Source organism: Pelagibacterium sp. (assembly GCF_048264985.1).
Classification (GTDB): domain Bacteria; phylum Pseudomonadota; class Alphaproteobacteria; order Rhizobiales; family Devosiaceae; genus Pelagibacterium.
In genome coordinates this window covers 1-21,634 of the sequence record NZ_JBLXCL010000013.1, presented here as the reverse complement: position 1 = coordinate 21,634, position 21,634 = coordinate 1, and the positions used below count along the sequence as shown (strand labels likewise).

Here is a 21,634-nt window from a genome sequence, read left to right as displayed (position 1 = left end):
TATCTTTCAAGATTGCGTATAAGGGCCGACCAGACATGACATTACAACAGCCAGAGGTTTCGCCGCCTCAAGTGGGGTTGGGTGCGAGGTTGGCACGGGCCAGTCTCTGGTCGATTGTCGGCAAGATCGGCTCGAAATGTTTCGACCTGATGTCGCTGGTCGTTCTGACACAGTTGCTCACCCCTGCAGATTTTGGCCTGGTGGCCAAGGCGATGAGTGTCATTCTCATCCTAGAAGCCGTGACCGCGCTCCCGGTTGTGCAGCCGATCCTCAGGATCAAAAAACCAGATAAGGCCGTGTTTGACACCGCCTTCACGCTGGTGATGCTGCGTAGCCTGATCCTCTTTGGTGCTATCCTCGCCATCGCCTGGCCCTTGGCGGCTTATTTTCGGGAGCCGCGACTGCCGGGGCTGCTAATCATCCTGTCATTTGCCCCGATCCTTCGTGGCGCCGTCAGCCCGCGCATGGTGGAGTTTATGCGGGAGTATAATTTCCGTCCCGAAGCCTATGCGGATATTCTGTCGAAGTTCGTGTCTTTCGTGATTGTCGTCAGCCTCGCCTATGCAACCGCAAGCTACTGGGCACTCGTCGCCGGCACGGTAGTGACCACCATTGTCCTGTTCGCCTACACCTATGCCGTTGCCCCATACCGACCAGCTCTGAGCCTGAACTACTGGCACAGTTTCGCAGATGTTGCTGGCTGGAATACCCTTGTGCAGATTTTGCAGACCCTCAATTGGCAGATTGACGCCCTGCTGCTGGGCCGAGTGCTGCCAAGCGCCCTCTTCGGGCAATATGCAATCGGCCGGAACTTGAACGATATTCCCCAGCAGGCCATTTCAGTACCATTGACGCGGCCGATGATGACCTCCTTTTCCGAAGCCGGGACGGACGCGCGGCGTTGTGATCTCTGGCTGAAATTTTCCAATTCAGTGCTCTACGTCATGGGACCCATCCTGCTGGCCATGGCCGTGCTGGCAGAGGCCACTGTGCAGATCCTGCTCGGATCGCAATGGCAGAGCGCGGCCGCGATCCTGTTCGGCCTGTCCCTGGCCAGCATGGTCGGCCTGCCTAGCGTGCCGTTGAACATGCTAGCGGTGGCCATGCACAAGTCCCGCATGATGGCCATGCGAACCGCCGTCCACCTCGCCGTGGCCTTGCCGGCGGTGATAGCCGGCCTTTGGCTTGGCGGTATTCCGGGGGTTCTGACCGCCAAGGCAGGGTCAGCCCTGATCATGGCCATCGTTTCGATGCTGTTCGTCCGCAGGCTGATCGGCCTGCCTGTATTAGACCAGGTGCGCAGCCTTGTAAGAACCTTCAGCGGGCTGCTGCTGATGTGCGCAGTGCTCTATCTCCTCCGCCCGGTGATGATCGGGCCGCTGGACAGCACGCCGCGGTGGTTGATCGGGGGGCAGGCCCTGGCTGTTTTCGGTCTCGCCTTTGGCTGCCATGTGCTCTGCACATGCCTGCTGTGGCGGCTGCAAGGCAGGCCGCCGGCGATCGAAGCGCTGGTTCTCAACCGTTTGAATGCCATCAGACGACGGACCGGACAATGAGATCCTCGTCTTTCCCCTGAAGTGCTCCACCTTTTGAGATGGTGTTCCCGTATGATGGACGATTACTTACATGGCCGAACGCCCGATAAAGTCTACTTTATGCCGCTTCTACCCCATATGGCAGCAGCTTACCCGAGGCGGAAAACCACTTCGAAAACGCCCGGAACCTGTTCAGATAAACCTAACCACTAGGTGATGAGTATTCATTTATCTGTCCAAATACTTGCAAATTCAATTCAGGACCCGCGATCCAGCGAGCCCTTTTAGAAACGCGTTGCCAACGCTTTCTCGATCGCACTGTGGAACGCATCGGGTGCAAACCCTTCCGCATGGGCCCGCAGCGCGGCGGGGTCAAACTGCTCCGGGGGCAGGGTTTCGAACCGTTGAACGCAGCCGATCAGGCTGTCCACTGACTGCTCCTTGAACAACAGCCCGGTCCGGCCATCAACAACCGTGTCCAATGCGCCGCCGCGCCCATAGGCCAGAACAGGCCGTCCCGAAGCCATCACCTCAACCGGAATGATGCCGAAGTCTTCTTCGCCTGGAAAGATCAGAGCTTTGCAACGGGCCATGTGATGTTTCAGCGTTTGGAAATCCACCTTGCCCAGAAAGGTGATGTTCCTCGGCCTGTTGGCCGACAACCTTTGCACCGCCTTGTCAGGACCGCCTATCACCACAAGTGGCTTGCCCAGCTTTGCAAAAGTTTCTATCGCGAGATCCGGTCTCTTATACGGGGCCAACTCTCCCGCCATCAGGTAATAGTCCCCGAGTTCCTCCGGCGGAGCCACCTCGAACTCCCAAACATCCACCGGCGGATACACGACCTCTGCCTGCCTGCGCCAGTATTTCTCGATCCGCTTGGCAACATGGTTCGAATTCGCCAGGAAGTGATCGACACGCGCAGCGCTGGTCACGTCCCAGACCCTTAGGCTCGGCGCCATCAAGGACATGGCAATGCGGCCAAGGGCACCAAGGCCATTGCGGTAGATGTGGTATTGGTCCCAGAGATACCGCATCGGAGAATGTACGTAGCAGAGGTGAAAGGCGTCCGGAGGCACCACTACGCCTTTGGCCGGTCCCGCCTCGCTGGAAATCACCAGATCATATCCAGTCAGGTCTATCGCTTCCAAGGCGCGTGGCATGAAGGGCAGGTAATAGGGATAGATCTTTCTTGCTAGGGGCAGCCGCGCCACCGAGGTTTCGATGATCCGATGCCTGCGCAGTGTCGAGCTAAGGCTGTTGAGGTCCGCCACGTGCGTGTAGATATCTGCTTGCGGAAACATTCGGCACAGATGCTCGAGCACCTTCTCACCGCCGCGCATCCCCACAAGCCAGTAATGAATGATTGCAACGCGGGGGGGAGCTGCCGAGCCGCCGACAGTATGGATGTTCTCAATTGGGTCTATTTTCATTTTCTCACACTCACCAGCAAAAGCGACGGTTCAAGGGCTGTCGGGGGTTCCCTATGGCTGCCGGCCTAGTTCGGCAATTCTGAAAGATGGCTGGCAAGCCGCTTGGCTGCCGCCCTCCAGGTGAATTTTGCTGCTTGCGCCCGGCCCCGCTCCGAGAGAGAGTGCCGCAGCCCGCTATTTTCCGCGAGCTCCTCCATGGCTCTGGTCCAGCCTGCCTGATCGTAAGGGCCTAACGCCAAAGTTGCCGATCCACAGACCTCGGGAATAGCCCCTCCGGTAGACGAAATGACCGGGCACCCGCAGAACATCGCCTCAGCGGGAGGCAAGCCAAATCCTTCGGTCAGTGAGGGAAAGGCCAAAGCGGTCGCATACTCATATAGGGTCCGCAATTCCGCTTCGCTCACCCGGCCAAGAACACGAATGCCCTCTCCGGAAACGATGCCGTTGCTGCTGAAAACAGTTGCATTTCCCCCACCGGCAATCACAAGCGGGATGCTTTGGTCCTCGCGAGCCTTGGCCGCAGCGACCAGCATGGCGAGGTTCTTGTGCGGTGCGAGGCTTCCCAGAGCTAGAAAGTAGCGTCCACGCTCCAGTCCCCAGCGTGCCAAAGCCGTTCCATCAAGGCCAATCCTCAGGATGTGGTCTGCACCGTTGGGCACAACTCTTGTTTTGCCGCTGGGAACGACACCAAACTGTTCCAGTTCATGCTTGGAATGTTCTGAAACGGTAAGAACCATAGCGGCCCGCCGCCCCAGCAGCGGCTGAAGCAGCTGATACCACCCCCGGAAAGCTCGTGAGTAGGAGTCTGGCTGGCGGAACACTTGCGCGTCATGGATCATCACAATCTGCCGCTTGCGCCACACCGGCCCCATATTGCAAAGCGACAGCAACCAATCATTCTTATGAGCGCCAGCCAAATGCACCTGCTCCCAAAGTTGCCCTTTCAGAGAAGACGCAGAACGTTGAACATGTTGCATCAGGGCCGTCGGCCGGTCTTCCTGATGGACAACCCCCTCTCTTGGACAGAGCGCGCGGATCCGCAATCCAGGCCTGTCCTCTATGAGAGCCGCAGTCAGCTCCTGGGCCACCCGGTCCACACCGGTTTGCGGGCGCGTCAGAAAACGCGCATTAAGTATAAGATCGCTCACACCGCTGGTGTCCTTTGACTGCATCATCTGTTACAAGATCGTGCGCGCACCCAAGTCATACCTGCCATAAGGGAAGGTGCTCATCAGCCTCTACGGCACTCCGTGTAAGATTTAACCGCGCGCATAAACGTCCTCGTAACGCACGATGTCATCCTCTCCCACGTAGGCGCCGGTCTGTACCTCAATGAGCACCATCGGCACTTTCCCGGGGTTTTCCATCCGGTGGACGGCTCCCAGCGGAATGTAGACGCTTTCGTTTTCGGTCACGAGTTTCACCTCGTCATTCACCGTCACCCTGGCGGTGCCTTCTACCACGATCCAATGCTCGGAGCGGTGGAAATGGCTTTGCAGACTCAGCGCCGCGCCGGGGTGCACGAGGATCCGCTTGACCTGGAACCGGTCGCCCACTGCCAAGCTTTCGAACCAGCCCCAAGGGCGGTGGTCCTTGGGGAACTGGGTAGCCTGGGAGGCGCCCTTTTGCTTCAGCGCCGCCACCGCCAGCTTCACATCCTGGGCACGGGATTTGTCGGCGACAAGCACCGCGTCGTTCATCGCCACCGCCATTATGCCGTCCAGCCCGATGCCGACCATCTCCAGTCGCTCGCTGTCGGAGCGCAGCAGCGTGTCCTGGCAGTCAATTGCCGTGGCGCCGCCGCTAGCGACAACGCCGTCCGCATCCGGGGTGCTTTCGCGCCAGACCGCATCCCAGCCGCCTAGATCGGACCAAGCCGCATCAAAGGGCACCACCGAAAGATTGTCCGCCTTTTCCATCACCGCATAATCGATCGAGATGTCCTTGGCGTCGCTCCACGGCTCCGGCGCTAGGCGCAGGAAGCCGAGGTCAGGTTTGGCCCCGTCCAGCGCCGCCTGCACCGGCTCGATCAGGGTCGGTGCATGAGTCTGGAAGGCGGCAATCATACCGGCGGCCCGGAACAGGAAAATGCCCGCGTTCCATTTGAAATTGCTCGCCGCCAGCATATCGGCGGCGCGGGCGGCATCGGGTTTTTCGACGAACTGCCTGAGCGGCACTGCGGCGCCATCCGGCGTGCCTGCGGCCCCTGGCACGGCCGCGAGCTCGAGATAGCCATAAGCGGTTTCGGCGTGGGTTGGTGTGATGCCGAAGGTGACCATCTGCCCCTCTGCCACCGCCTCAAGCCCTTTGGCCACGGCGGCGTGGAAGGCGGCGGTGTCCGGCACCACATGGTCCGAAGGTGCCACCAAGAGCAGCGCATCGGGATCCGCCTCCACGGCGCGCAGCGAGGCAGCCAGCACCGCGGGCGCGGTGTTGCGGCCTTCGGGCTCAATCAGAATGGCGCCGGGGTCGACGCCGACGGCCTGCAGCTGTTCGGTAACGATGAAGCGGAAATCGGCGTTGGTCAGCACCATAGGCGCGGCAAAGCGCAGGCTGCCGGTTTTCCCTGTCAGCCGCCGGGCCGTGGCCTGAAATAGGGTCTCCCTACCCATTAGCGGCACGAACTGTTTCGGATAACTTTTACGCGACAAGGGCCACAAACGGGTTCCTGAGCCTCCGCATAGGAGGACGGGGGTAATCAACATGAATAATACTCGATCAAATTTCAATTGGATTTGATCGTACTGTAAAATGGCTTCACGGACAAGATTTAGGGCTGCGCCAGGCCTTAATGATGTCCCCTCTTGACGGCATCGCTGTACCAAAGTGGGATCGCAATAATACACTACGGGAGACGATTACATCATCAAGCCGCCTTAAACGGTCTTTCTTGGCCGGAGGTTCCTAGCCAGCCCAGATCAAACGCTTAACTAAGGCCAACTCTCCCGGCAAAACCGTTGCTCTTTCGGCAGTCGGTGCCGAGAAAGTTTTTGCAGACAAAATCAGCGGATCGAGACGTCAACGTCCGGAACTGGGTAAAATGCTGGAGCAACTCCGTGAAGGCGACGTTGTAATTGTCACGAAGTATGACCGCCTGGCGCGACCTCTGAAGGACCTCTTAGAAATCGTGGAAACGATCCAGGAACAAGGTGTCGGCTTTCGATCCTTGGCCGAAGACATCGACACAACAACGCCAGCGGGCCGTCTGGTGTTTCATGTCTTCGCCTCAATAGCCCAATTTGAGCGCGTGAGAATTTCAGAGCGGACTAAGGAAGGCTTGGTATCTGCACGCATGAGAGGGCGTGTCGGTGGAAGACCCCCTGCCCTTTCTACTGCCCAAAAAATCGAAGTGCGGCGCATGCGTGATGAGGAGCAACGAGCCATTGCGGAGATTGCCCGGCTATTCAAGGTGAGTGAGCGTACTGTGCGACGCGCTTAAACAGTCTAATAGGCCACCCGTGGAGGCACGTACCAGTATCAGGCCTTCCCATTTTGGTACGCGGCAAGCATATCAGCCAAAACGTCGTTTAACCGCCTTCCCTCCTTGTCTCGCAGTGTGTTGAGCTGATTGCGGAGATCAGAGGAAACATAAATGCGCCAGTACGTCATGTCTTCGTTCAACGGTGGCCGTCCACGTCTTGGAGGCGACACTGGTTGTGCAACGTCTGTAGACCGGCTGAAGCCGTTAGCACGCCCTGCAGCAGCAACAGCTTCAGCATCGGCTTTAGGGCGAGAGATTTTTGTCTTTCTCTTTAATCCTGCCCCAATCTTAGGCTCCGAGCCGTCATCTTGATCGTCGTCGCCCAGATTCAGAAACGTTCCTGCCATCACTGTGCCTCCAATATCTCTGCCAACTCTTTTCCAAGCCGCGCGGCATTGCTGATAGCACTCTTTACAGATTGGCTGTCGCGCAGTTCGAAAAGCGTTCTGCCTTCTGCCATAACCCGTTCAAGAGGTGCTCGTCGCATAAGTTCGGTTTGCAGGCGCTTCACTCCCCCTCCGTCCAGTTCAGCCAGAAGCTCTTTGTGAGATGTCGTGACAATAGCGGCGTCCGTCTGCGTAATCAAAATGCAAGCTGGCACTGTACGCCTTGCGGCACGCCCCGCATCCCGGATCATTTTAAGAGCAGCACCTGCTGCATCACCATCCAAGGCACTCGGGCGCATCGGTACAATGCAAAGGTCAGATGCCGAAGCTGCATAGGATGCCATGAGACCAGCCACGCCTTCGAGATCAACAAACACAAGGTCATAGTCTTCGCCTACCTCCTCTAGTGTGTCTAGGATTGTGCTATCGGAAGGATCCGAGATCACCTTGAACGGGGCAGGACCAAGGTTCTCTTCATTGCGTTTCCCCAACCAGACACGCGCGATGCTTTGCCGAGGATCTGCATCCACAACGGCAATAGCGAGGTCTTCGTTTCTTGCAAAAACCGACGCCAAAGTCAGAGCCGCAGTGGATTTCCCACAGCCACCCTTGGGGGAGAGGATGCTTACAATCATATGTGTGCTCGCTGTTTCTTTTTTATATAACGGCTATAAAATATGTCACGTAATTTTTAATGCAAGGCCTATTATATTGCGTGATACTTTATACGGCATATTATATGTCTATGAATCTTGACGTGCCGCCCACTTCCTACAAAAGCCGATGAAAGCGCTGTCCGGATTTCGCGGTGGTTCCATGCCCTGATCCAGCAGGCTCATGACCCACGCCCTCCATTCCTGCTCAATCACATACACATCCCAGCCAGGAGCAGCTTGTCGTGCTGCCTCGTAGGTATCTGGCATGAGTTTGCTAGAGAACCCGGTTCCAACAACTACCTGTTGTGACACACGGTTACGGAATGAGACCATGTCGCCTTCCATACTCACTGAATAGTCGGGAAGGTGATCAAAATCGCACAATGCGCGAACAGACAGTCGAAAATTGCGAATTGCATCACTCGAACCGCACTTCTTTTGAAGCTTCTTGAGGCCGATCTGCCAAGTTTCCTTCGACCCACAGTGCTTGCGCGCGATCTCGTAAATTCGGCGTTCGATTGGTTTACGAAGACGAAAATAATCCGGATGCAGGGTCAGAACTTCGTTGGCCTCGATTGCCTTGAAAAGCCACTCAGAGAGTTTGAGGCCCCATTCAGTGACGCGACCATCATGTCGTTTTCGCTTGATCTTGGCTCCTTCGATCAGGCCGAATGCCTCCCAAGTCTCGTCGCCGCCTGTCTTGATTGTCGTCCGAAGGCGAGTGCTGTCTAAGCGGTCCAGGGAATCGCGTAAAAGATCATAGTCGTGCCCACCGGTATGACGATTGCTAAACTCTAAGAAGTCCTGTGCCTGGAACTGGATTTCTCGCGAGTAAGGACGACCTTCATTGCGAGCAGCCATGATTTGGCTAATTGCAAAAATCAGAATGTCCTTGTCGTAGATGTTCGCAATTCCCTTGGGGCCAGGAGTAACCTCCAAGACTACATCCCCATGCTCATATCTTTTAACATCGCGGATCGGCTTTTTTGAAAGGGTGAAGATTGGATGCTCCATAGACGCCATGTCGCTTTTAATGACCGCATCTGCCACATCACAAATGAATAGATTGGCCTGAGGATGGCGATCTGGGAGGAGGGGGCGATGATCTTCGTCCATGAAGCACCTATCGGGATAACACCTGCACTAGTGGTCTATCGGGATATTAGCTGCACTGCAAGTCGTATCGGGATAACAGCTGCAGTTTTTCGGATAACACCTGCACTCTATCGGGATATTAGCTGCACCGGAATTTTGTAATGCACTGAAGTAATTTGGTAAAATCAGCCTCAGCCAACCCGTAACACAGATTCTAACACATATATAACACTAGGCTCCTCAGCCAAAACTTGCCGACACCAGCCGACCCCCGCTCAACGTTGATAAAACACGCAAGCATTGATCCCCGAGGTTGTCGCTGTCCACTCAGCCCCGAGAACTGCACATGCAACGCCGTTGCTAGCTAAGAAACGAGGAAGCGCAACAGTCAGCACCAGAGTAAGAGCAGCAGCACCCAGAGCAAACCAAGGCAAACGGAGCTTCAAGCGCTCAGCCTCGCCATCACGATTCCGCACATCCTGCAGGATCGCCCATTTGTCCTCTTCGGCCTTCTCCAGAACATCGCGTGTATGGTTTGTTTGTTCATGCAAAATGGTGGTGACCTTCACCAGGCGATTGAAGCTTTCGTAGAGATGGCGATCCAGCATAGCTGCAATCATCTCTCCGTAGGCTTCAGGGTCGGTCTGCCTTTGCGCCGCAAAAGCGGCAGACCTGGCTTCTGTCGCCGTCTTGTTCACGCGGTCTAGGATGCGCGTCTGATCGTCCACGCGATCCGAAATGCTCGCGACAGCTGTGGCAAGGAGGTCAAGCGTTTCGCGCAGGTCGTCGTCTGAGATATGGGTAGGAGAGGGCAGAGTATTAGACATAGAAACGTACTTTCAGTTTAACTGGCTTCGGGCGTGAAGAGCCCGACAAATTCAGGATCGGCGTAGTAGCGCAGCTTTTGCGCGACGGCGGTGGCTTGCCCTTGGACGCGGAGGAGTTGGAGATCTGGTGGAAGCTGCATGATCTCGTCAGGGGTCAGAAGATCACGACCCGTGACCTGTATGCCGGTCGTGGGCATGTCTCCCGGTTTGCGGCTTTCGGTCTGATAGCCAATGGTCTCCTGCCCCAATGTCTGGCTTAGCCATTTTGCCGTGTCGTAGTCGTTGACACCAAAGACCTGTTGCACCCCGGCATTGGCCACGAAAGTCGCCGCGCGTTGCCCGTAGAGGTCGCGCAACTGGCTCATGTCCTGCAGGATCGGCCAAAGCTGTAGACCATAGCCTGCCATTAGCCCCATAGCGCGCTCCACGGCCTCCAGACGGCCTAGAGCTGCAAATTCATCGAGGAGGAAGAGCGTCGGAGCCTTGAGCTGCTCAGAGGGGCCCTCTGACGCGGGCTGAGGCCGTTCAGCATCCCGTGCGATGTCCTGAAGGGCCTGAGAGACCAGGAGGCGCAGCCAGCGGCTGTAGGCGTCCAACCGGTTGGGTGGCAGAACAAGGAAAACAGAGGTGACCTGGTGGCGCAGGTCAGAGAATGCGAAATCCGACCGCGCCATACACCTGGCGATCCGGGGGCTATCCAGAAAATGGGTGTGGCGCTGCGCGTTCGAGAGAACCGAGGCGGCTTCCCGATCCGCCTTGCCAACGAACCGATTGGCCGCGCGGGCGATGAGCCCATCCGCTGCATCGCTATCCTGCATCAGCTCAAGAAGCGCATTCAGTCGATCGGGAGGTAGAGTGAGATACTCCCGGACGGACCCGAGGTTGCGCCGCTCCGGTTCTTCATGGGCCACGCAAAACATAATCAGACCGGCGATCAGTGCCTTGGCTTCCTCGTTCCAGTGCGCATCCCCAGTTTGCTGAGCGGGGTCAAAGACTAAGGCGTCCGCCAGAGACGCGGCGTCTTCGCTCAGATCGGGATTGTTTGCGTCAAGGCGGTCGAGCGGATTGTAGGCGGCAGAGGGCCGACCGGAGACCTTGCCTGTGTCGCTGACATCGAAGGGATCAAGGACATGGACCGTGCCAAACTGTTCGCGCGCGGTTCCGGCAATCCTGGCATTCTCGCCTTTCGGGTCAATGACCAGTACGGAGCGCTCCGCCACCAACAGGTTTGGGATCACTGTGCCGACACCTTTACCGGCCCGTGTCGGGGCGAGGGTCAGAAGGTGTGCTGGACCGTCATAGGACAGGAGTTTGCCTGTTCGCGGGTTGCGGCCAATCAGGAGGCCCTTGGCTTGCTCCAAGGCCTTGAGATCACGCTTGCCCGCGAAGCGCGCCGAGCCATGGCTGGACCCGATGAGGGTCCCGAAGAAGGTCTCGGCACCGGACATCTGCAACCACATTGCCACGCCAACAACAGCGCCGATCCCCATGCAGGGGATTAGCACCAACCAGTTGGCGAGACTCTCTTCGCCAGGCACCTGGTCGAAGAAGGCGAAGACGAGTGGAGTCGCGACCACCGCACCAGCCGCTGCACCGAGCAGCAGGAAGACGAAAGTCCCCCCGATCAGGATCGGGGTCACGATCATAATCTGGATGATCCGAAACAGCCGCCAGAAGGCTAAGCTAAGGGTGCGCATCATGTGGCGCTGTCCATCTCGGGATCAGGGGTAGGGGCATCCCAGTCCGCGAAGGCTTTGCGGTCCTGTTCGCGGGAGAGATTGCGGATCAATCGATCCAGCATTGCAGAGGCCGAAGAATCCCGTTCGGCCAGATCGAAGAGAGCCCCGCCGATGATGACTTTGCGCCGGGTATCCAGCTTGCGCTGTCTTGTGGCTTCTCGGTTCCTGAGCGCCTGAAGTCGGGCTTTCGCTTGAGCATAGCGCTTCTCGGCGCGTTCAAGTTCTGTCTCGGCCAAATCACCAGCCTCACTGATTAATTCCAATGGTTGAATTTTAACTTTACCTAATCAACCTTAGAGTGTACCCGTAGGCCTGTAAAGGACAAGGGCGCACTTATGCAAACTCTTCACCTTCGGTTCCGAAATTTGCGTGCGATCTCCTTGAGGCAAAGCCTCAGCCGATGGCCAACTCCATCCGCCGCGAAACGCGGCGGAATGGGAGGTGCCTTCGCCCTCCCAAACCCTCCAGAACCAACCTCAGCGGTTGGATCGCGTCCCGCAATGTCGCACCAACATATCGACCGATGCCCCGCAGAGGGGGCCGGTCTGTTGTTGGCGTCTCCCTTGCGGGAGGTATCGCGCTGCAGTGCTGCTGCACTTCCGCGATACCAAGTTTGCCGAAGGCAAACGGCCAGTGACCTGTCCCCAAATCCCGCCCCTCACAAGGCTGGGGATTGGGGAGCAGTGCGCTGGCTAGCGCAGGCCTCAGAGGTTGCGTGTTCGCGAGCGAGACCGTTCCCGGAACGGTCTCCGAGAAGCTCGCTCAACCCTTCAGCCGGGCTGTCTTTCCCCCTGGCCCATGTCAAAGCCTGGGCCGGGGGCAGCAGCCACGCGCGCGATGGTTGTTCGCTTCATCGGAGAGGGGAGGGCGCATGGCCAGTTACCACCTCTCCGTGAAGACGATCAAACGCAGCGCCGGACGCTCTGCCACGGCGGCGGCGGCCTATCGTGTCGGGGAACGCATCGAGTGCCATCGCGAAGGTCGCATCCACGATTACACCCGCAAGCAGGGTATCGAGGAGACCTTCATCCTGACCCCGAAGGATGCACCCGATTGGGCGACGGATCGGTCTCGCCTCTGGAACGAGGTCGAGGCCAGCGAGACCCGCCGCAACTCCGTCACAGCTCGCGAATGGGAGCTGGCCCTACCATCCGAGATCAGCGCCGAGGCCCGGTCCCAAATCACTCGTGACTTCGCCCAGGAACTGGTCAGCCGCTACGGCGTGGCCGTCGATGTGGCGATCCACGCGCCGCATCGGGAAGGCGATCAGAGGAACCACCATGCTCACGTTCTGACGTCTACCCGCAAACTGGAAGCCGAGGGCTTCACGACAAAGACGCGGGTGCTCGATGCCGCCAAAACTGGCGGCATCGAGATCGAGCAGATGCGCGGCCTCTGGGCCGAGTTGCAGAACCGCGCCCTGGAGCGGGCAGCGGAGGTGGAGCGTGTCGATCACCGGTCGCTTGAAAAGCAGCGGGAGGCTGCGCTGGAGCGGGGGGACGATCTGGCCGCCGAGGAGTTGGACCGCGACCCCGAGCTGAAACTGGGGCCGGCGGCCAATGCTATGGAGCGGCGCGCGAAGGCAACGGCTGAGCGTCAGGGGCAGGAATACGTCCCCGTCACCGAGCGGGGAGCAGTTGTCTACGCCGCACGCCAGGCCCGCGCTGCGTTCCGCGAAATGCGCGAGCGGTTGGAGCTGGCGCGTGAGACCTATGGGGCCGAGCGTGACGCGGGGCAGGGACGTGTCTCTGCCGGTCTGGCAGCGCTCAGAGCCGCCACCACGAAAGATCGCGGTGATGCGCGGAACCCGGAGGATATTCGAGAGCGTCTGGCGCGTGTCGTGGGCCGGTCACGGGATCAGGACGATACGCCGAAGCCGGAAGGTCGCGCTTCTGCGCGGGAGCGGTTGAAGGAGATTATGGAGACAGAGACCTCTCGTGCCATGGAGCCCCGGCAAGGGGGCGAACGCTCTGAAATGGTCTCTCAGAAGGATCAGAGGTCGTCCGTCAACGCGCGGCTGAAGGACGTGCTGAACAAGCCACGTGAAAAGCTGGAGATCGAGGGCGAGAGGAAGCAAGAGCGCGAGGGCAAAGAGGCTGAAAACACGCGGGACCGGGATCGGAGCAAAGGTCATAGCCTCTAGTGTCTCTCGTGGGAGTGGCCTGCTGCCGGCGCGTATACAGTCGGGCGCCAATACCTGAACTTAGTAGGTTGTGGCTCCGGCACATTGGGCTGCCTTCTGCAAAGGCTTAGTGCACATCTATTTTTCGGTAACTAATTGATAAGTTGTAAGTAAGAGGCGAAATTTCGCCACATCCTCAGCCACGTCATCTCACACCGGCTGCGTAGTCAATCTCCAACGCCTGTTGCGCTTTGGAGGTTTGACTATGCTGGCACAGAAACTCGCATGCCCGTTGGCAGCACTGCTGAAACACACTCGGACTAGCCACGATCTAGCAGCTAAGATGGTTGCAACCCTCAGTGTTGTTTCACTTCTTTTGTTGCCAGCGGCCGCGATTGCTCAGCAATCTTATGTAGTGGGCAATGATCGCGGCGGCTATTTACATGACCGACTGATCGAATTGAAAAACTTGGAACAAAACAAGGTGAGAGTCGAGATCCGTGGCCGAGTCTGTTACTCTACCTGCACGATGTTTTTGGGACTTCCTGATGCTTGCGTTAGCCCAGACACCATCTTCGGCTTTCATGGGCCATCGAGTAGTGGGCGCCGCCTTGCGCAGAAAGACTTCGATTACTTCAGCCGCGTGATGGCAGCATACTACCCTAAGCCTTTGCAAGACTGGTTCATGTCGGAAGGTCGCAATCGCATTTCTGGGGTTTATAAGGTGAAAGGCAGTCAGATCATTGCCATGGGGGTATCTGATTGCAGCACAACATAGGCGTTTGATCCCACAGCTTGATGGTGCGATCCTTTCTTGAGAATGGAAGGATCGCCTATTTGACATAGTTTGTCATGAAAGCGCCACCACTACGTATGTAACAAGAGCAGTAACGCCGCGATCGAAGGCTTCGATCGCGATGTTGAGTTAGGAGTTGGAGATCAACGTCCTGAGGGTTATAAAGTGGCGAAAACGCCAGACGGTCGAGAACCTTAAGACGCTCCCAAGGAACTAAGTGCGACGGTCCTAACGGAGGCGGCCATCGTCGCGTTTTGGCGCCATATGTTGTTCCACTGGACGACTGCCTCTATGCCTTGCTGCCTACCATCCCGTACCTGGCGCGTTCAGCACTACATCGATGCTTGCAACATCACGGCATCTCGCGCTTGCTTGGATGTCTAGGGTGATAAGCCGAAGCGGTCGAAGCTCCTGCTTATCCCGTCGGCTTCTTACACACCGTCCTCACCAACGATGGCATTCAGTTCACCGAGCAGACGCAGAACCGACACACCGCGTATTCCCGGCCAATACGTTTCGACACGATCTGTGAGATCAACGGGATCGAAAACTGCCTCACCAAGCCAAATTACCTTTGGACCAATGGGCAGCTTGAGAGACTGAAGCGCACGATCAAGGACGCAACCGTCAATCGCTTCCACTACGACAGCCGTGAGTAGCTACGGATGCTCTTTGCAGATTTCACGACAGCGCGTGTCGCCTCAAGACTCTCAATAGGCTCACACCCTACAAGTACATCTCCAAAATCTGGACTTCAGAGCTGGATATATTCATCTTGAACCAGATCTACCAAATGCCGAGACTGAACAACGAAGGTGCTACCGATCATGCTGTCGTCCTCTTTTGAGAAGCTTAGGCATTGGATGCGGCGGCGCGTGGATTTTCCTGCTCCGATACCAGATACACCTTTGTGCGTTGTAGGGGATGTACATGGTTGCTTATCAGTTTTGGAGGACCTGCTTCAAAAAGTGCCGCAAGATCACCAGATTATTCTGGTCGGAGATTATATCGACCGGGGCGAGCAAAGCGCTGACGTGCTGCGTTATCTTAGTATGGAAACTAGTATAACTTGTCTGATGGGGAACCACGAAGACATGCTGCTGCGCTTTTTAGAAGATCCTGGGCGCGAAGGAGGCCGTTGGATTAGGAATGGCGGACTGCAGACGCTGGCCTCTTTCGGCATCCGTGGCGTTCGTCCCCAAATGACCTTGGAAGAACTCACCTCATGCCGTGATCAACTTCATGCCGCGATGGGAGACCACTTGATCAGTTGGATTGGCGGTCTGGCGACTTCTGTGCTGTCGGGCAACATTTTGGTAGCTCATGCAGGAGCAGATCCGTTTACAGTACCAGAGGCTCAATCAAGGGATGTGCTGATATGGGGACATCCTGATTTCCTGTACACTGCGCGGCGGGACGGGATTTGGGTGGTACATGGCCATACGATTGTTCAGGAGGCGGGGGCAAAACATGGTCGGATTGCGGTGGATACAGGAGCCTATGCAACCGGGGTACTTTCGGCGGTTTGCTTGAGTGAACGTGAGATAAGCGTCATTTCTGTGAAGGTGTGATGGCGATTCGGGTTGGTTTCACGCTCACGTGAGAATGCTTTACCTGTGGTGGCCTGCAATCGAAGTCGTCCTCCATCATAAGGGATAAAATATCCCAAAAGATGTGCCGCTTCAGAGAGGCTTTACACCTGCTGAACCGCGGATGGACTATGCCTAGTTTTTGCTCAAGTGTTAACCAACATAGCAAAAGTATATAAAATACCCCTTAAGTTTAGTTCACATTGAGCGTATTGCTTGTCGAGCCTACCCCATAGGGAGAGGTTTGATTAAGGCGCATTGATGTTGTTGATGTTTCATAAGGTGTTTGATTATGCAGGATTTTGCACTCAATCGGTACTTAGTTGGTGAACCCACTGGCCTACGAATCCCCGAAAATAGGCTATCTAGTTTTTACGTCAGAGTCGGTAAAAGAGGCTTTGATATTATGTTCAGTATACTACTTCTGCCAGTTATAGTGCCTGTAATTTTCGTGTTGTGGGGTATCGTTCGGCTTGATGGCGGAAGTGGTTTCTTTGGTCATACTCGGGTAGGGCGCGATGGTCAGCGATTCAAATGCTGGAAAATTCGTAGCATGGTGGTGGGCGCTGAAGCTCGTCTGAAAGAGTATTTGGACGCTAATCCCGAGGCGGCGGAGGAATGGTGCCGAGATCATAAGCTGACTAATGACCCGCGGATCAATCGGCTGGGTCACGTTCTGCGCAAGACGAGTCTTGATGAGCTTCCACAAATTTGGAACGTGCTGAAGGGGGAGATGAGTTTTGTAGGCCCCCGACCGATCGTTACCGAGGAGTTAGCTAAATATGGAAGCTACTTGCCAGCCTATCTGGCGCAGAAGCCGGGCATTACTGGATTGTGGCAAGTCTCGGGTAGAAATGACATCAGTTATGACGAACGGGTGGCTTTAGATGTGGCCTATCTTTCTTCCTGTAGCTTTATCGGGGATCTGAAAATCATTCTACGTACTGGTGCTGCCGTGTTGTGGAAGACAGGACGCTGAACCGCGCCGCGGTTTGCCGGCTACTGTATTCAGGTTGGATGCTTTTGAAGCGGTGGCGATGCACGCATTGCTCCTTCAAGGTCCGGATAAAGCGTTCGACCATCCCGTTCTGTTGCGGGCAGTGCGGAGTGATGAACTCCTGCTTGAGCCCGTAGCTGCGGACGATTGCCGTGAAGTGCAGGCTGGTGAAGACCAGGCCGTTGTTCGAGCGAAGCAGGAACTCTTCCTCGACCTTGCCCAGAGTGCCGAACCTCGCGATCAGCGCATGTTCGAGAGCGGCGCTGGCGGTTGTCGCCTTGCCGGATTTCGACAGGTGCCAGCCCAGCAGCTCACGCGTGTGGCAATCGATCAACAGAGCCAGCGATGCCCAGCCGTCCTTGCCCGTCCAGATGCGAGCGAGATCGGTCGCCCAACGCTCGTTCGGCGCAGCGGCGACTGACGGAACGGCTTGAATGCGGGGGCGCATGCCGACCGGGCGTTTGCGCACCTGCCAGCCCTTGATCTGGAAGATCCGCTGCACCGTGTTCTTGTTGAAGCCTAAGAGCCAGGCGACCGTGCGATAACCGAAGGAAGGCTCTTCTTCGATCATCTTCTTGATCGGCTCAGAGAAGCGGGTATCGACCTTCGGCGCGGCTTTCACCGGCTTGTAGTAGACCGTTCGCCGGGGAATGTCGAACCACGTGCAGAGCTTGGCGATCGACACCGCAACGCCCTCCGCCAAGAGGCCCTGCTGGATGCAACGGATCAATTCCCGTCCTGCGCATCCAGCAGGGCCTGAAGCTTTTTCGGGCCAGTAGCTCCAGCATAGCCCCGCCATAGGCTTCCTGCAGGTCCCGCAGCTGCTTCTCGTATTGCTCGCGGATGTCGAGCAGGTTGGCGCGCAGGGAATTCTCCATACCCCGCTTCGCGTCTTCGACCAAGCTCTCGATCTCGGAGGGTGTGAGGTCGAATGATCGACTTGCCTCCGACACGGTCGTTTTGCCCTGGATGATCTCGATCACGAGCGCTGTCTTACGCTTCGCCGTCCACCGTTTGATACTGTCGTCCATCGTCATACTCATTGCTACGTACTTGCGTAAATACGCAAATGCACACATGTGTATAAAAGCACAACGGACGTAGGGTTTTTATACATCCTAAGATTGCCCCTAGGATCGAAAGGCCCGCGCTATGAAATTTGTCACCTACCTTCGCGTATCCACCGAACGCCAGGGCCAGAGCGGTTTGGGGCTGGAAGCACAACGCGCGGCGGTTGCGGCGCATGTCCTGGGCCGGGGCGAGGTCGTGGCAGAGTTTGTCGAGGTGGAAAGCGGCAAGCGATCAGATCGTCCTGAGTTGGCGCGTGCGCTGGCAGAAGCGAAGCGGGCAGGGGCCGTGTTGCTCATTGCCAAGTTGGATCGTCTCGCCCGCAATGTGGCATTCATCGCAAACCTTCTGGAAAGCGGGGTCGAGGTTACGGCGGCGGATATGCCAGAGGCTAACCGTTTCGTGCTGCACATAATGGCTGCAGTTGCAGAACAAGAGGGCCGCGCAATCTCAGAGCGCACCAAGGCGGCGCTGGCAGCAGCAAAGGCACGGGGTGTCAAGTTGGGCTGGTCTATCCCTGAGCGGGCTTCTGAGCAGCGTCAGGCGGCGCGGAAAGGCGCGGCGGTGAACAGGGCGCGGGCTCTGACCCATGCTGAGAACGTGTTGCCAGTGGTCGAGCAGATCAGGGCAGGGGGCGCATCCCTTCGCCAGATCGCGGCGGAATTGAACGCGCGGGGCATCAAAACCGCACGGGGCGGAGAATGGCACGCGACAACGGTTCGGAATGTAATTTTGGTGAAGAGCGATGCAGCGTCTATCGCATAGTAGACCAGATATCTTGAAGGCCCTGAGGGAGCAGGGCCTCCGCACCTGCCTGGCTGATATGATTGCCATCAAAGTATATAGGCATGCCGTTCTCCAAACGGATCCGACATAACTGCGCATCACAAAACAGATTCGAAAGGCTGACATAATGCACAAGCTCGCTGGTACCGGCGAACCCCCTTAGCATTTCCTCTGCTCGTGATATACGCGCGTCATGTGTCGCCCTTGTTAGAGATGGTGCCGACACCAGTCCGAGAAGGTCCGCGCGTGCAAGGCGTGTTGGTACACTTCGACCGATCTCAGGCACTGGACCAACTAGTATGACTTGCTTGTTCATCGCAAGAATGCGCGTGATCGTTTCACGCAAACTGTATTCGACCAAGGTGGCATTATCGAAAGCACGAACATCTTGTGACCGCTCTCCCGTCCATTCAAGCCGTACATCGGTGCCAGCCTCTCCTTCTGGGCGGGTTCCCTCGACATATAAGGCCCAACGCGCAGCCATGACGTGCTCCCCTTAGAGTCCTCCGCGGATATTAGTTCGCTCTGTTCAGGGTTTGGTCCTCTACTGACCGTTGGTGATACTCCCGCCGGGTGAGCCCGTCGAGGCTCGAATGCGGGCCGTGGTGATTGTAATCTTCAGTTGGTCACTGCATTAATCGACCCGTTAATCAACGACGGTGTGATCTGGTTGATCGTGCGCCCCCAGCGAGTTACCGGGTTCTCGGCTACGAACACGATGTCATCCGGCCGCAGCTCGAAGCGCGTGGCCAGCGGCAGGTGGGCGGCGTTGCGCACGTTCAGGTGCCAAGCGGTTACCGCGCCGAACTCGCGTAGATCATCGGATGCGCGTAGCACATAGACTTCGGAGGCATCTCCGGTTTCCTTGGCGATGCCGCCTCCGGTTTCGAATAGCGCGTCCGCCAGCGTCGCCTTGCGCTCAAACGGCAGCGTGTAACGGCCCTGAGTGCGGACCTCGCCGCTAAGGTATACATAATCCCGCTCCACCGCGTCTAGGTCTACAGCCTGGGTGAAGTTTTCGCGGCGCTCATTGAAGTCAGCACGGCGTAGGGTGAGCGCGGTAGTCAGTTCGTCAATTGCGGCGCGGCGGCCCGCTAGCGTGGTCTGTTGCAGCTGGATTTGCTGGGCGAAATAGCGTTCTGCGCGGCCCAAGTCATAATGGCTGTCTACGAACACCGAATCGCCTGCTAGCAAGTTCAGGCGCTGCAGATCGGAGCGGGCATAAAGATCTTCCAGCGGAATCTGATACATGGCGCCATCGCGATAGATCCGCACTGAGCTGGTACCGATATCTGAGATCGAGACCGAGCCTGCGGCGGCCAGCGCCTCACCCAAGGTGAGCGGTGTCAAGGTGATCGGCAGCACGCCTGGCTGGCCCACGGCACCGCCAATCGAAACGCGGCGGGAGTTGAACTCGGAGACTTCGAGGCTGAACGTCGGGTCAATCTGGTTTTCCACGAGGCGCTGGAACAAGAGCGCCTCGGCCTCATCTACGGTGAGGCCGACAATTCTCATCCGGCCCACGTCGGGGATGTTGATTGAGCCGTCATCCTGTACAGTATAGCCGTTGCGGCTGTTTTGCGCTGCCAGCAGCCCTGACAACTCCGCCACCGTGCCTTGGGTCGACGGCGTGGAGAGCGTCAACACGTCGCCGATGCCGATGGTGTAGGGGCCGGGGTCAACGCTGGGCGGAGGGGTTAGCTGCAGCGCTTGGCGGTTGCCGTCTTGAGACGAGGGCGCATCGGGCAGCAGGCCCAGCCCGCGGGGGCTGGCTCCGGCGCCGGAGCCAGCGGAGATCCGGAACACGGTCGGAAGGGTTTTAGGGTTATAGGCGGCGCGGTTAGCGACCAGCACGGTCTCCGGTGTCATCGTGACCACCCGCACTACACCCGAATCCGTCGCTCCCGCTTTCACGGAGGGGCTGCGGTAGATGGTGGAGCAGCTGGAAGCCAGCCCGGTTAGAGCCAGAGCGCTGAGGGCAAGGGGAATGCGGCGCACGATGCGTCCTCCAATCAACTTTACTTCAATTTTCATCCGACACCCGTTTCATGAAAAGGGTGCCAAGGAAGCTGCCGGTCCACTGGGTGGATTGCACAACTACCCCCTGCCTGATCCAATATGTATTTGTGAAGCTTTCCGCCAGTCCGTGGCAGCGCTCTTCGACCTTTCGAGTGGAAACTGGCGCACCGCGCAGGAAGATATCCTCGTCGCCCTTGCTTGCCACTTGGCATTTGTAGGCGTGCAGTTCGATCTGGTCGTTTCCATTGAGGAAGCTGTGGAAACGTTCAGCAGTGCCATCCCGCGCCGCTAGCACCAGATCCGCGCTTTGCTGCACATCCGACCCTGCTAGGCCGGATCCAAAGCCCTTGGCTGAGGTCAGAAAACCTCTCTGGAGGGTAATTGTCGCGCCATCGGCGGTCAGCCAGGTCTGCACGCCTGCGCGTTCAGTTTCCAAGAGCATGACACCGCTCAGATCTCGGTCCGGAAACCCCACCTCCAGTCGGGGTGGGATCGGCCGGACGGAGGCCAGCGCCGTGGCTCGTGGATGGAAGCGGGGTGCATCGGGCTGAAATGCGCTGCGCAACAGATCAAGATCGTCCTTTGCCTCACCACAGGACAGGAGCAGCAGGACGGACAGCAAAGGCCACAGGCGCGTCATCGCATGAATCTCCCCCAGCCTTTGACCAGCTGCTGGGTGCGCGCCTCCCGAGTGACGCCATAGAGCCGGTTGCGCACATTGAGACGAGCACCGCCATCGCGCAGTACTGGGCGGATCACCTGCGCCAGCCGGTCGCGCGACGGGCGTCCGGTCAACCAGGACACTGGGATCTCCAGTCGGATACCTTTATCGAAACTGCCCTCGCCAAAGTCATTAAAGCTCACCGTGGTTAGGGTGAAGAAGGCGCCGACCTTAAACCCATTGGCGAACTCCCGGTCCAGTGTCAGTGTGGCGCCATAATCACCGGCCAGATAGCGGCCTGCGTCCATCTGGACGTGATAGTCTCCGGGTAGATCATAATAGGCGGAGAGATGACCGGTGGCGATCGTATAATCCTGAAAGCCGAACTGCACGTCGAAATCGCGCTGACGCACATAGTTCATCTCCGCCCCTAGGGCCAGGCGA

22 protein-coding genes and 1 pseudogene are annotated in these 21,634 nt (G+C 57.5%); 8 read left to right on the top strand and 15 right to left on the bottom strand.

Annotated elements, in window-relative coordinates:
- Positions 1-35 precede the first annotated feature (35 nt).
- Positions 36-1,556: a lipopolysaccharide biosynthesis protein gene (locus ACN0TA_RS17830; protein ID WP_417585472.1), complete on the top strand. Its 1,521-nt coding sequence runs from the start codon at positions 36-38 to the stop codon at positions 1,554-1,556.
- A gap of 263 nt (positions 1,557-1,819) precedes the next feature.
- Here ACN0TA_RS17830 and ACN0TA_RS17825 read toward each other — a convergent pair whose 3' ends face one another.
- The 3 genes from ACN0TA_RS17825 to ACN0TA_RS17815 all read right to left on the bottom strand — a co-directional run bounded on the left by ACN0TA_RS17825 (position 1,820) and on the right by ACN0TA_RS17815 (position 5,673).
- Positions 1,820-2,968 (bottom strand): glycosyltransferase, encoded by a 1,149-nt coding sequence (locus ACN0TA_RS17825; protein ID WP_417585470.1) that lies wholly within the window; start codon positions 2,966-2,968, stop codon positions 1,820-1,822.
- Positions 2,969-3,033: 65 nt separating this feature from the next.
- Positions 3,034-4,116: a glycosyltransferase family 4 protein gene (locus ACN0TA_RS17820; RefSeq protein ID WP_417585468.1), complete on the bottom strand. Its 1,083-nt coding sequence runs from the start codon at positions 4,114-4,116 to the stop codon at positions 3,034-3,036.
- A 111-nt stretch (positions 4,117-4,227) separates the two neighbouring features.
- Positions 4,228-5,673 carry a mannose-1-phosphate guanylyltransferase/mannose-6-phosphate isomerase gene (locus tag ACN0TA_RS17815; RefSeq protein WP_417585466.1) on the bottom strand — a complete coding sequence of 482 codons (1,446 nt, stop codon included), beginning with the start codon at positions 5,671-5,673 and terminating at the stop codon, positions 4,228-4,230.
- Positions 5,674-5,885: 212 nt separating this feature from the next.
- On the opposite strand from ACN0TA_RS17815, the gene ACN0TA_RS17810 reads away from it, so the two are divergent.
- The gene (locus ACN0TA_RS17810) at positions 5,886-6,407 is read left to right on the top strand and encodes a recombinase family protein (RefSeq protein WP_417585488.1); all 522 of its coding nucleotides are present in this window, start codon (positions 5,886-5,888) and stop codon (positions 6,405-6,407) included.
- A gap of 38 nt (positions 6,408-6,445) precedes the next feature.
- Here the strand turns inward: ACN0TA_RS17810 and ACN0TA_RS17805 are convergent, their stop codons facing one another.
- From ACN0TA_RS17805 to ACN0TA_RS17780, 6 genes are all read right to left on the bottom strand, one after another.
- Entirely contained in the window at positions 6,446-6,796 is a 351-nt protein-coding gene (locus ACN0TA_RS17805; protein ID WP_417585464.1) for a hypothetical protein, read from the bottom strand.
- Positions 6,796-7,470 carry a ParA family protein gene (locus ACN0TA_RS17800; RefSeq protein ID WP_417585462.1) on the bottom strand — a complete coding sequence of 225 codons (675 nt, stop codon included), beginning with the start codon at positions 7,468-7,470 and terminating at the stop codon, positions 6,796-6,798. Before ACN0TA_RS17800 ends, ACN0TA_RS17805 begins: the two co-directional genes overlap by 1 nt.
- Before the next feature lie 108 nt (positions 7,471-7,578).
- Positions 7,579-8,607, bottom strand: coding sequence for a replication initiator protein A (locus tag ACN0TA_RS17795; RefSeq protein WP_417585460.1), 1,029 nt, complete (start codon positions 8,605-8,607; stop codon positions 7,579-7,581).
- Positions 8,608-8,861: 254 nt separating this feature from the next.
- Positions 8,862-9,314 (bottom strand): hypothetical protein, encoded by a 453-nt coding sequence (locus ACN0TA_RS17790; protein WP_417585458.1) that lies wholly within the window; start codon positions 9,312-9,314, stop codon positions 8,862-8,864.
- Positions 9,315-9,430: 116 nt separating this feature from the next.
- A complete protein-coding gene (locus ACN0TA_RS17785; protein ID WP_417585456.1) occupies positions 9,431-11,113 on the bottom strand; it encodes a type IV secretory system conjugative DNA transfer family protein in 1,683 nt (560 codons plus the stop codon).
- Positions 11,110-11,388, bottom strand: a complete 279-nt coding sequence (locus ACN0TA_RS17780; RefSeq protein ID WP_417585454.1) for a mobilization protein — start codon at positions 11,386-11,388, stop codon at positions 11,110-11,112. Before ACN0TA_RS17780 ends, ACN0TA_RS17785 begins: the two co-directional genes overlap by 4 nt.
- Before the next feature lie 635 nt (positions 11,389-12,023).
- Here ACN0TA_RS17780 and mobQ point away from each other — a divergent pair.
- The 5 genes and pseudogenes from mobQ to ACN0TA_RS17755 all read left to right on the top strand — a co-directional run bounded on the left by mobQ (position 12,024) and on the right by ACN0TA_RS17755 (position 16,638).
- The gene (gene mobQ / locus ACN0TA_RS17775) at positions 12,024-13,295 is read left to right on the top strand and encodes a MobQ family relaxase (protein ID WP_417585452.1); all 1,272 of its coding nucleotides are present in this window, start codon (positions 12,024-12,026) and stop codon (positions 13,293-13,295) included.
- A 244-nt stretch (positions 13,296-13,539) separates the two neighbouring features.
- Complete coding sequence (locus tag ACN0TA_RS17770; protein WP_417585450.1) at positions 13,540-14,052, top strand: hypothetical protein; 513 nt, start codon at positions 13,540-13,542, stop codon at positions 14,050-14,052.
- A gap of 64 nt (positions 14,053-14,116) precedes the next feature.
- Positions 14,117-14,917 (top strand): annotated as a pseudogene (locus ACN0TA_RS17765) (IS481 family transposase).
- 28 nt (positions 14,918-14,945) lie between these two features.
- Positions 14,946-15,641 (top strand): metallophosphoesterase family protein, encoded by a 696-nt coding sequence (locus ACN0TA_RS17760; RefSeq protein ID WP_417585448.1) that lies wholly within the window; start codon positions 14,946-14,948, stop codon positions 15,639-15,641.
- A gap of 310 nt (positions 15,642-15,951) precedes the next feature.
- Entirely contained in the window at positions 15,952-16,638 is a 687-nt protein-coding gene (locus tag ACN0TA_RS17755) for a sugar transferase (protein WP_417585446.1), read from the top strand.
- On the opposite strand, the gene ACN0TA_RS17750 is transcribed toward ACN0TA_RS17755, so the two are convergent.
- A complete protein-coding gene (locus ACN0TA_RS17750; RefSeq protein ID WP_417585444.1) occupies positions 16,592-17,341 on the bottom strand; it encodes a transposase in 750 nt (249 codons plus the stop codon). The genes ACN0TA_RS17755 and ACN0TA_RS17750 overlap by 47 nt on opposite strands.
- A complete protein-coding gene (locus ACN0TA_RS17745; RefSeq protein ID WP_417585442.1) occupies positions 17,241-17,687 on the bottom strand; it encodes a DUF1153 domain-containing protein in 447 nt (148 codons plus the stop codon). The genes ACN0TA_RS17750 and ACN0TA_RS17745 overlap by 101 nt, the downstream gene beginning before the upstream one ends.
- Positions 17,688-17,808: 121 nt before the next feature.
- On the opposite strand from ACN0TA_RS17745, the gene ACN0TA_RS17740 reads away from it, so the two are divergent.
- Complete coding sequence (locus ACN0TA_RS17740; protein WP_417585440.1) at positions 17,809-18,489, top strand: recombinase family protein; 681 nt, start codon at positions 17,809-17,811, stop codon at positions 18,487-18,489.
- On the opposite strand, the gene ACN0TA_RS17735 is transcribed toward ACN0TA_RS17740, so the two are convergent.
- The 4 genes from ACN0TA_RS17735 to ACN0TA_RS17720 all read right to left on the bottom strand — a co-directional run.
- Positions 18,479-18,994 carry an SGNH hydrolase domain-containing protein gene (locus tag ACN0TA_RS17735; protein ID WP_417585438.1) on the bottom strand — a complete coding sequence of 172 codons (516 nt, stop codon included), beginning with the start codon at positions 18,992-18,994 and terminating at the stop codon, positions 18,479-18,481. The genes ACN0TA_RS17740 and ACN0TA_RS17735 overlap by 11 nt on opposite strands.
- Before the next feature lie 134 nt (positions 18,995-19,128).
- Positions 19,129-20,544: a polysaccharide biosynthesis/export family protein gene (locus ACN0TA_RS17730; protein WP_417585436.1), complete on the bottom strand. Its 1,416-nt coding sequence runs from the start codon at positions 20,542-20,544 to the stop codon at positions 19,129-19,131.
- Positions 20,534-21,169: a YjbF family lipoprotein gene (locus ACN0TA_RS17725; protein WP_417585434.1), complete on the bottom strand. Its 636-nt coding sequence runs from the start codon at positions 21,167-21,169 to the stop codon at positions 20,534-20,536. The genes ACN0TA_RS17730 and ACN0TA_RS17725 overlap by 11 nt, the downstream gene beginning before the upstream one ends.
- Positions 21,166-21,634 (bottom strand): YjbH domain-containing protein (locus tag ACN0TA_RS17720; protein WP_417585432.1); only part of this gene is annotated, 469 nt, incomplete at its 5' end. The genes ACN0TA_RS17725 and ACN0TA_RS17720, both read right to left, overlap by 4 nt.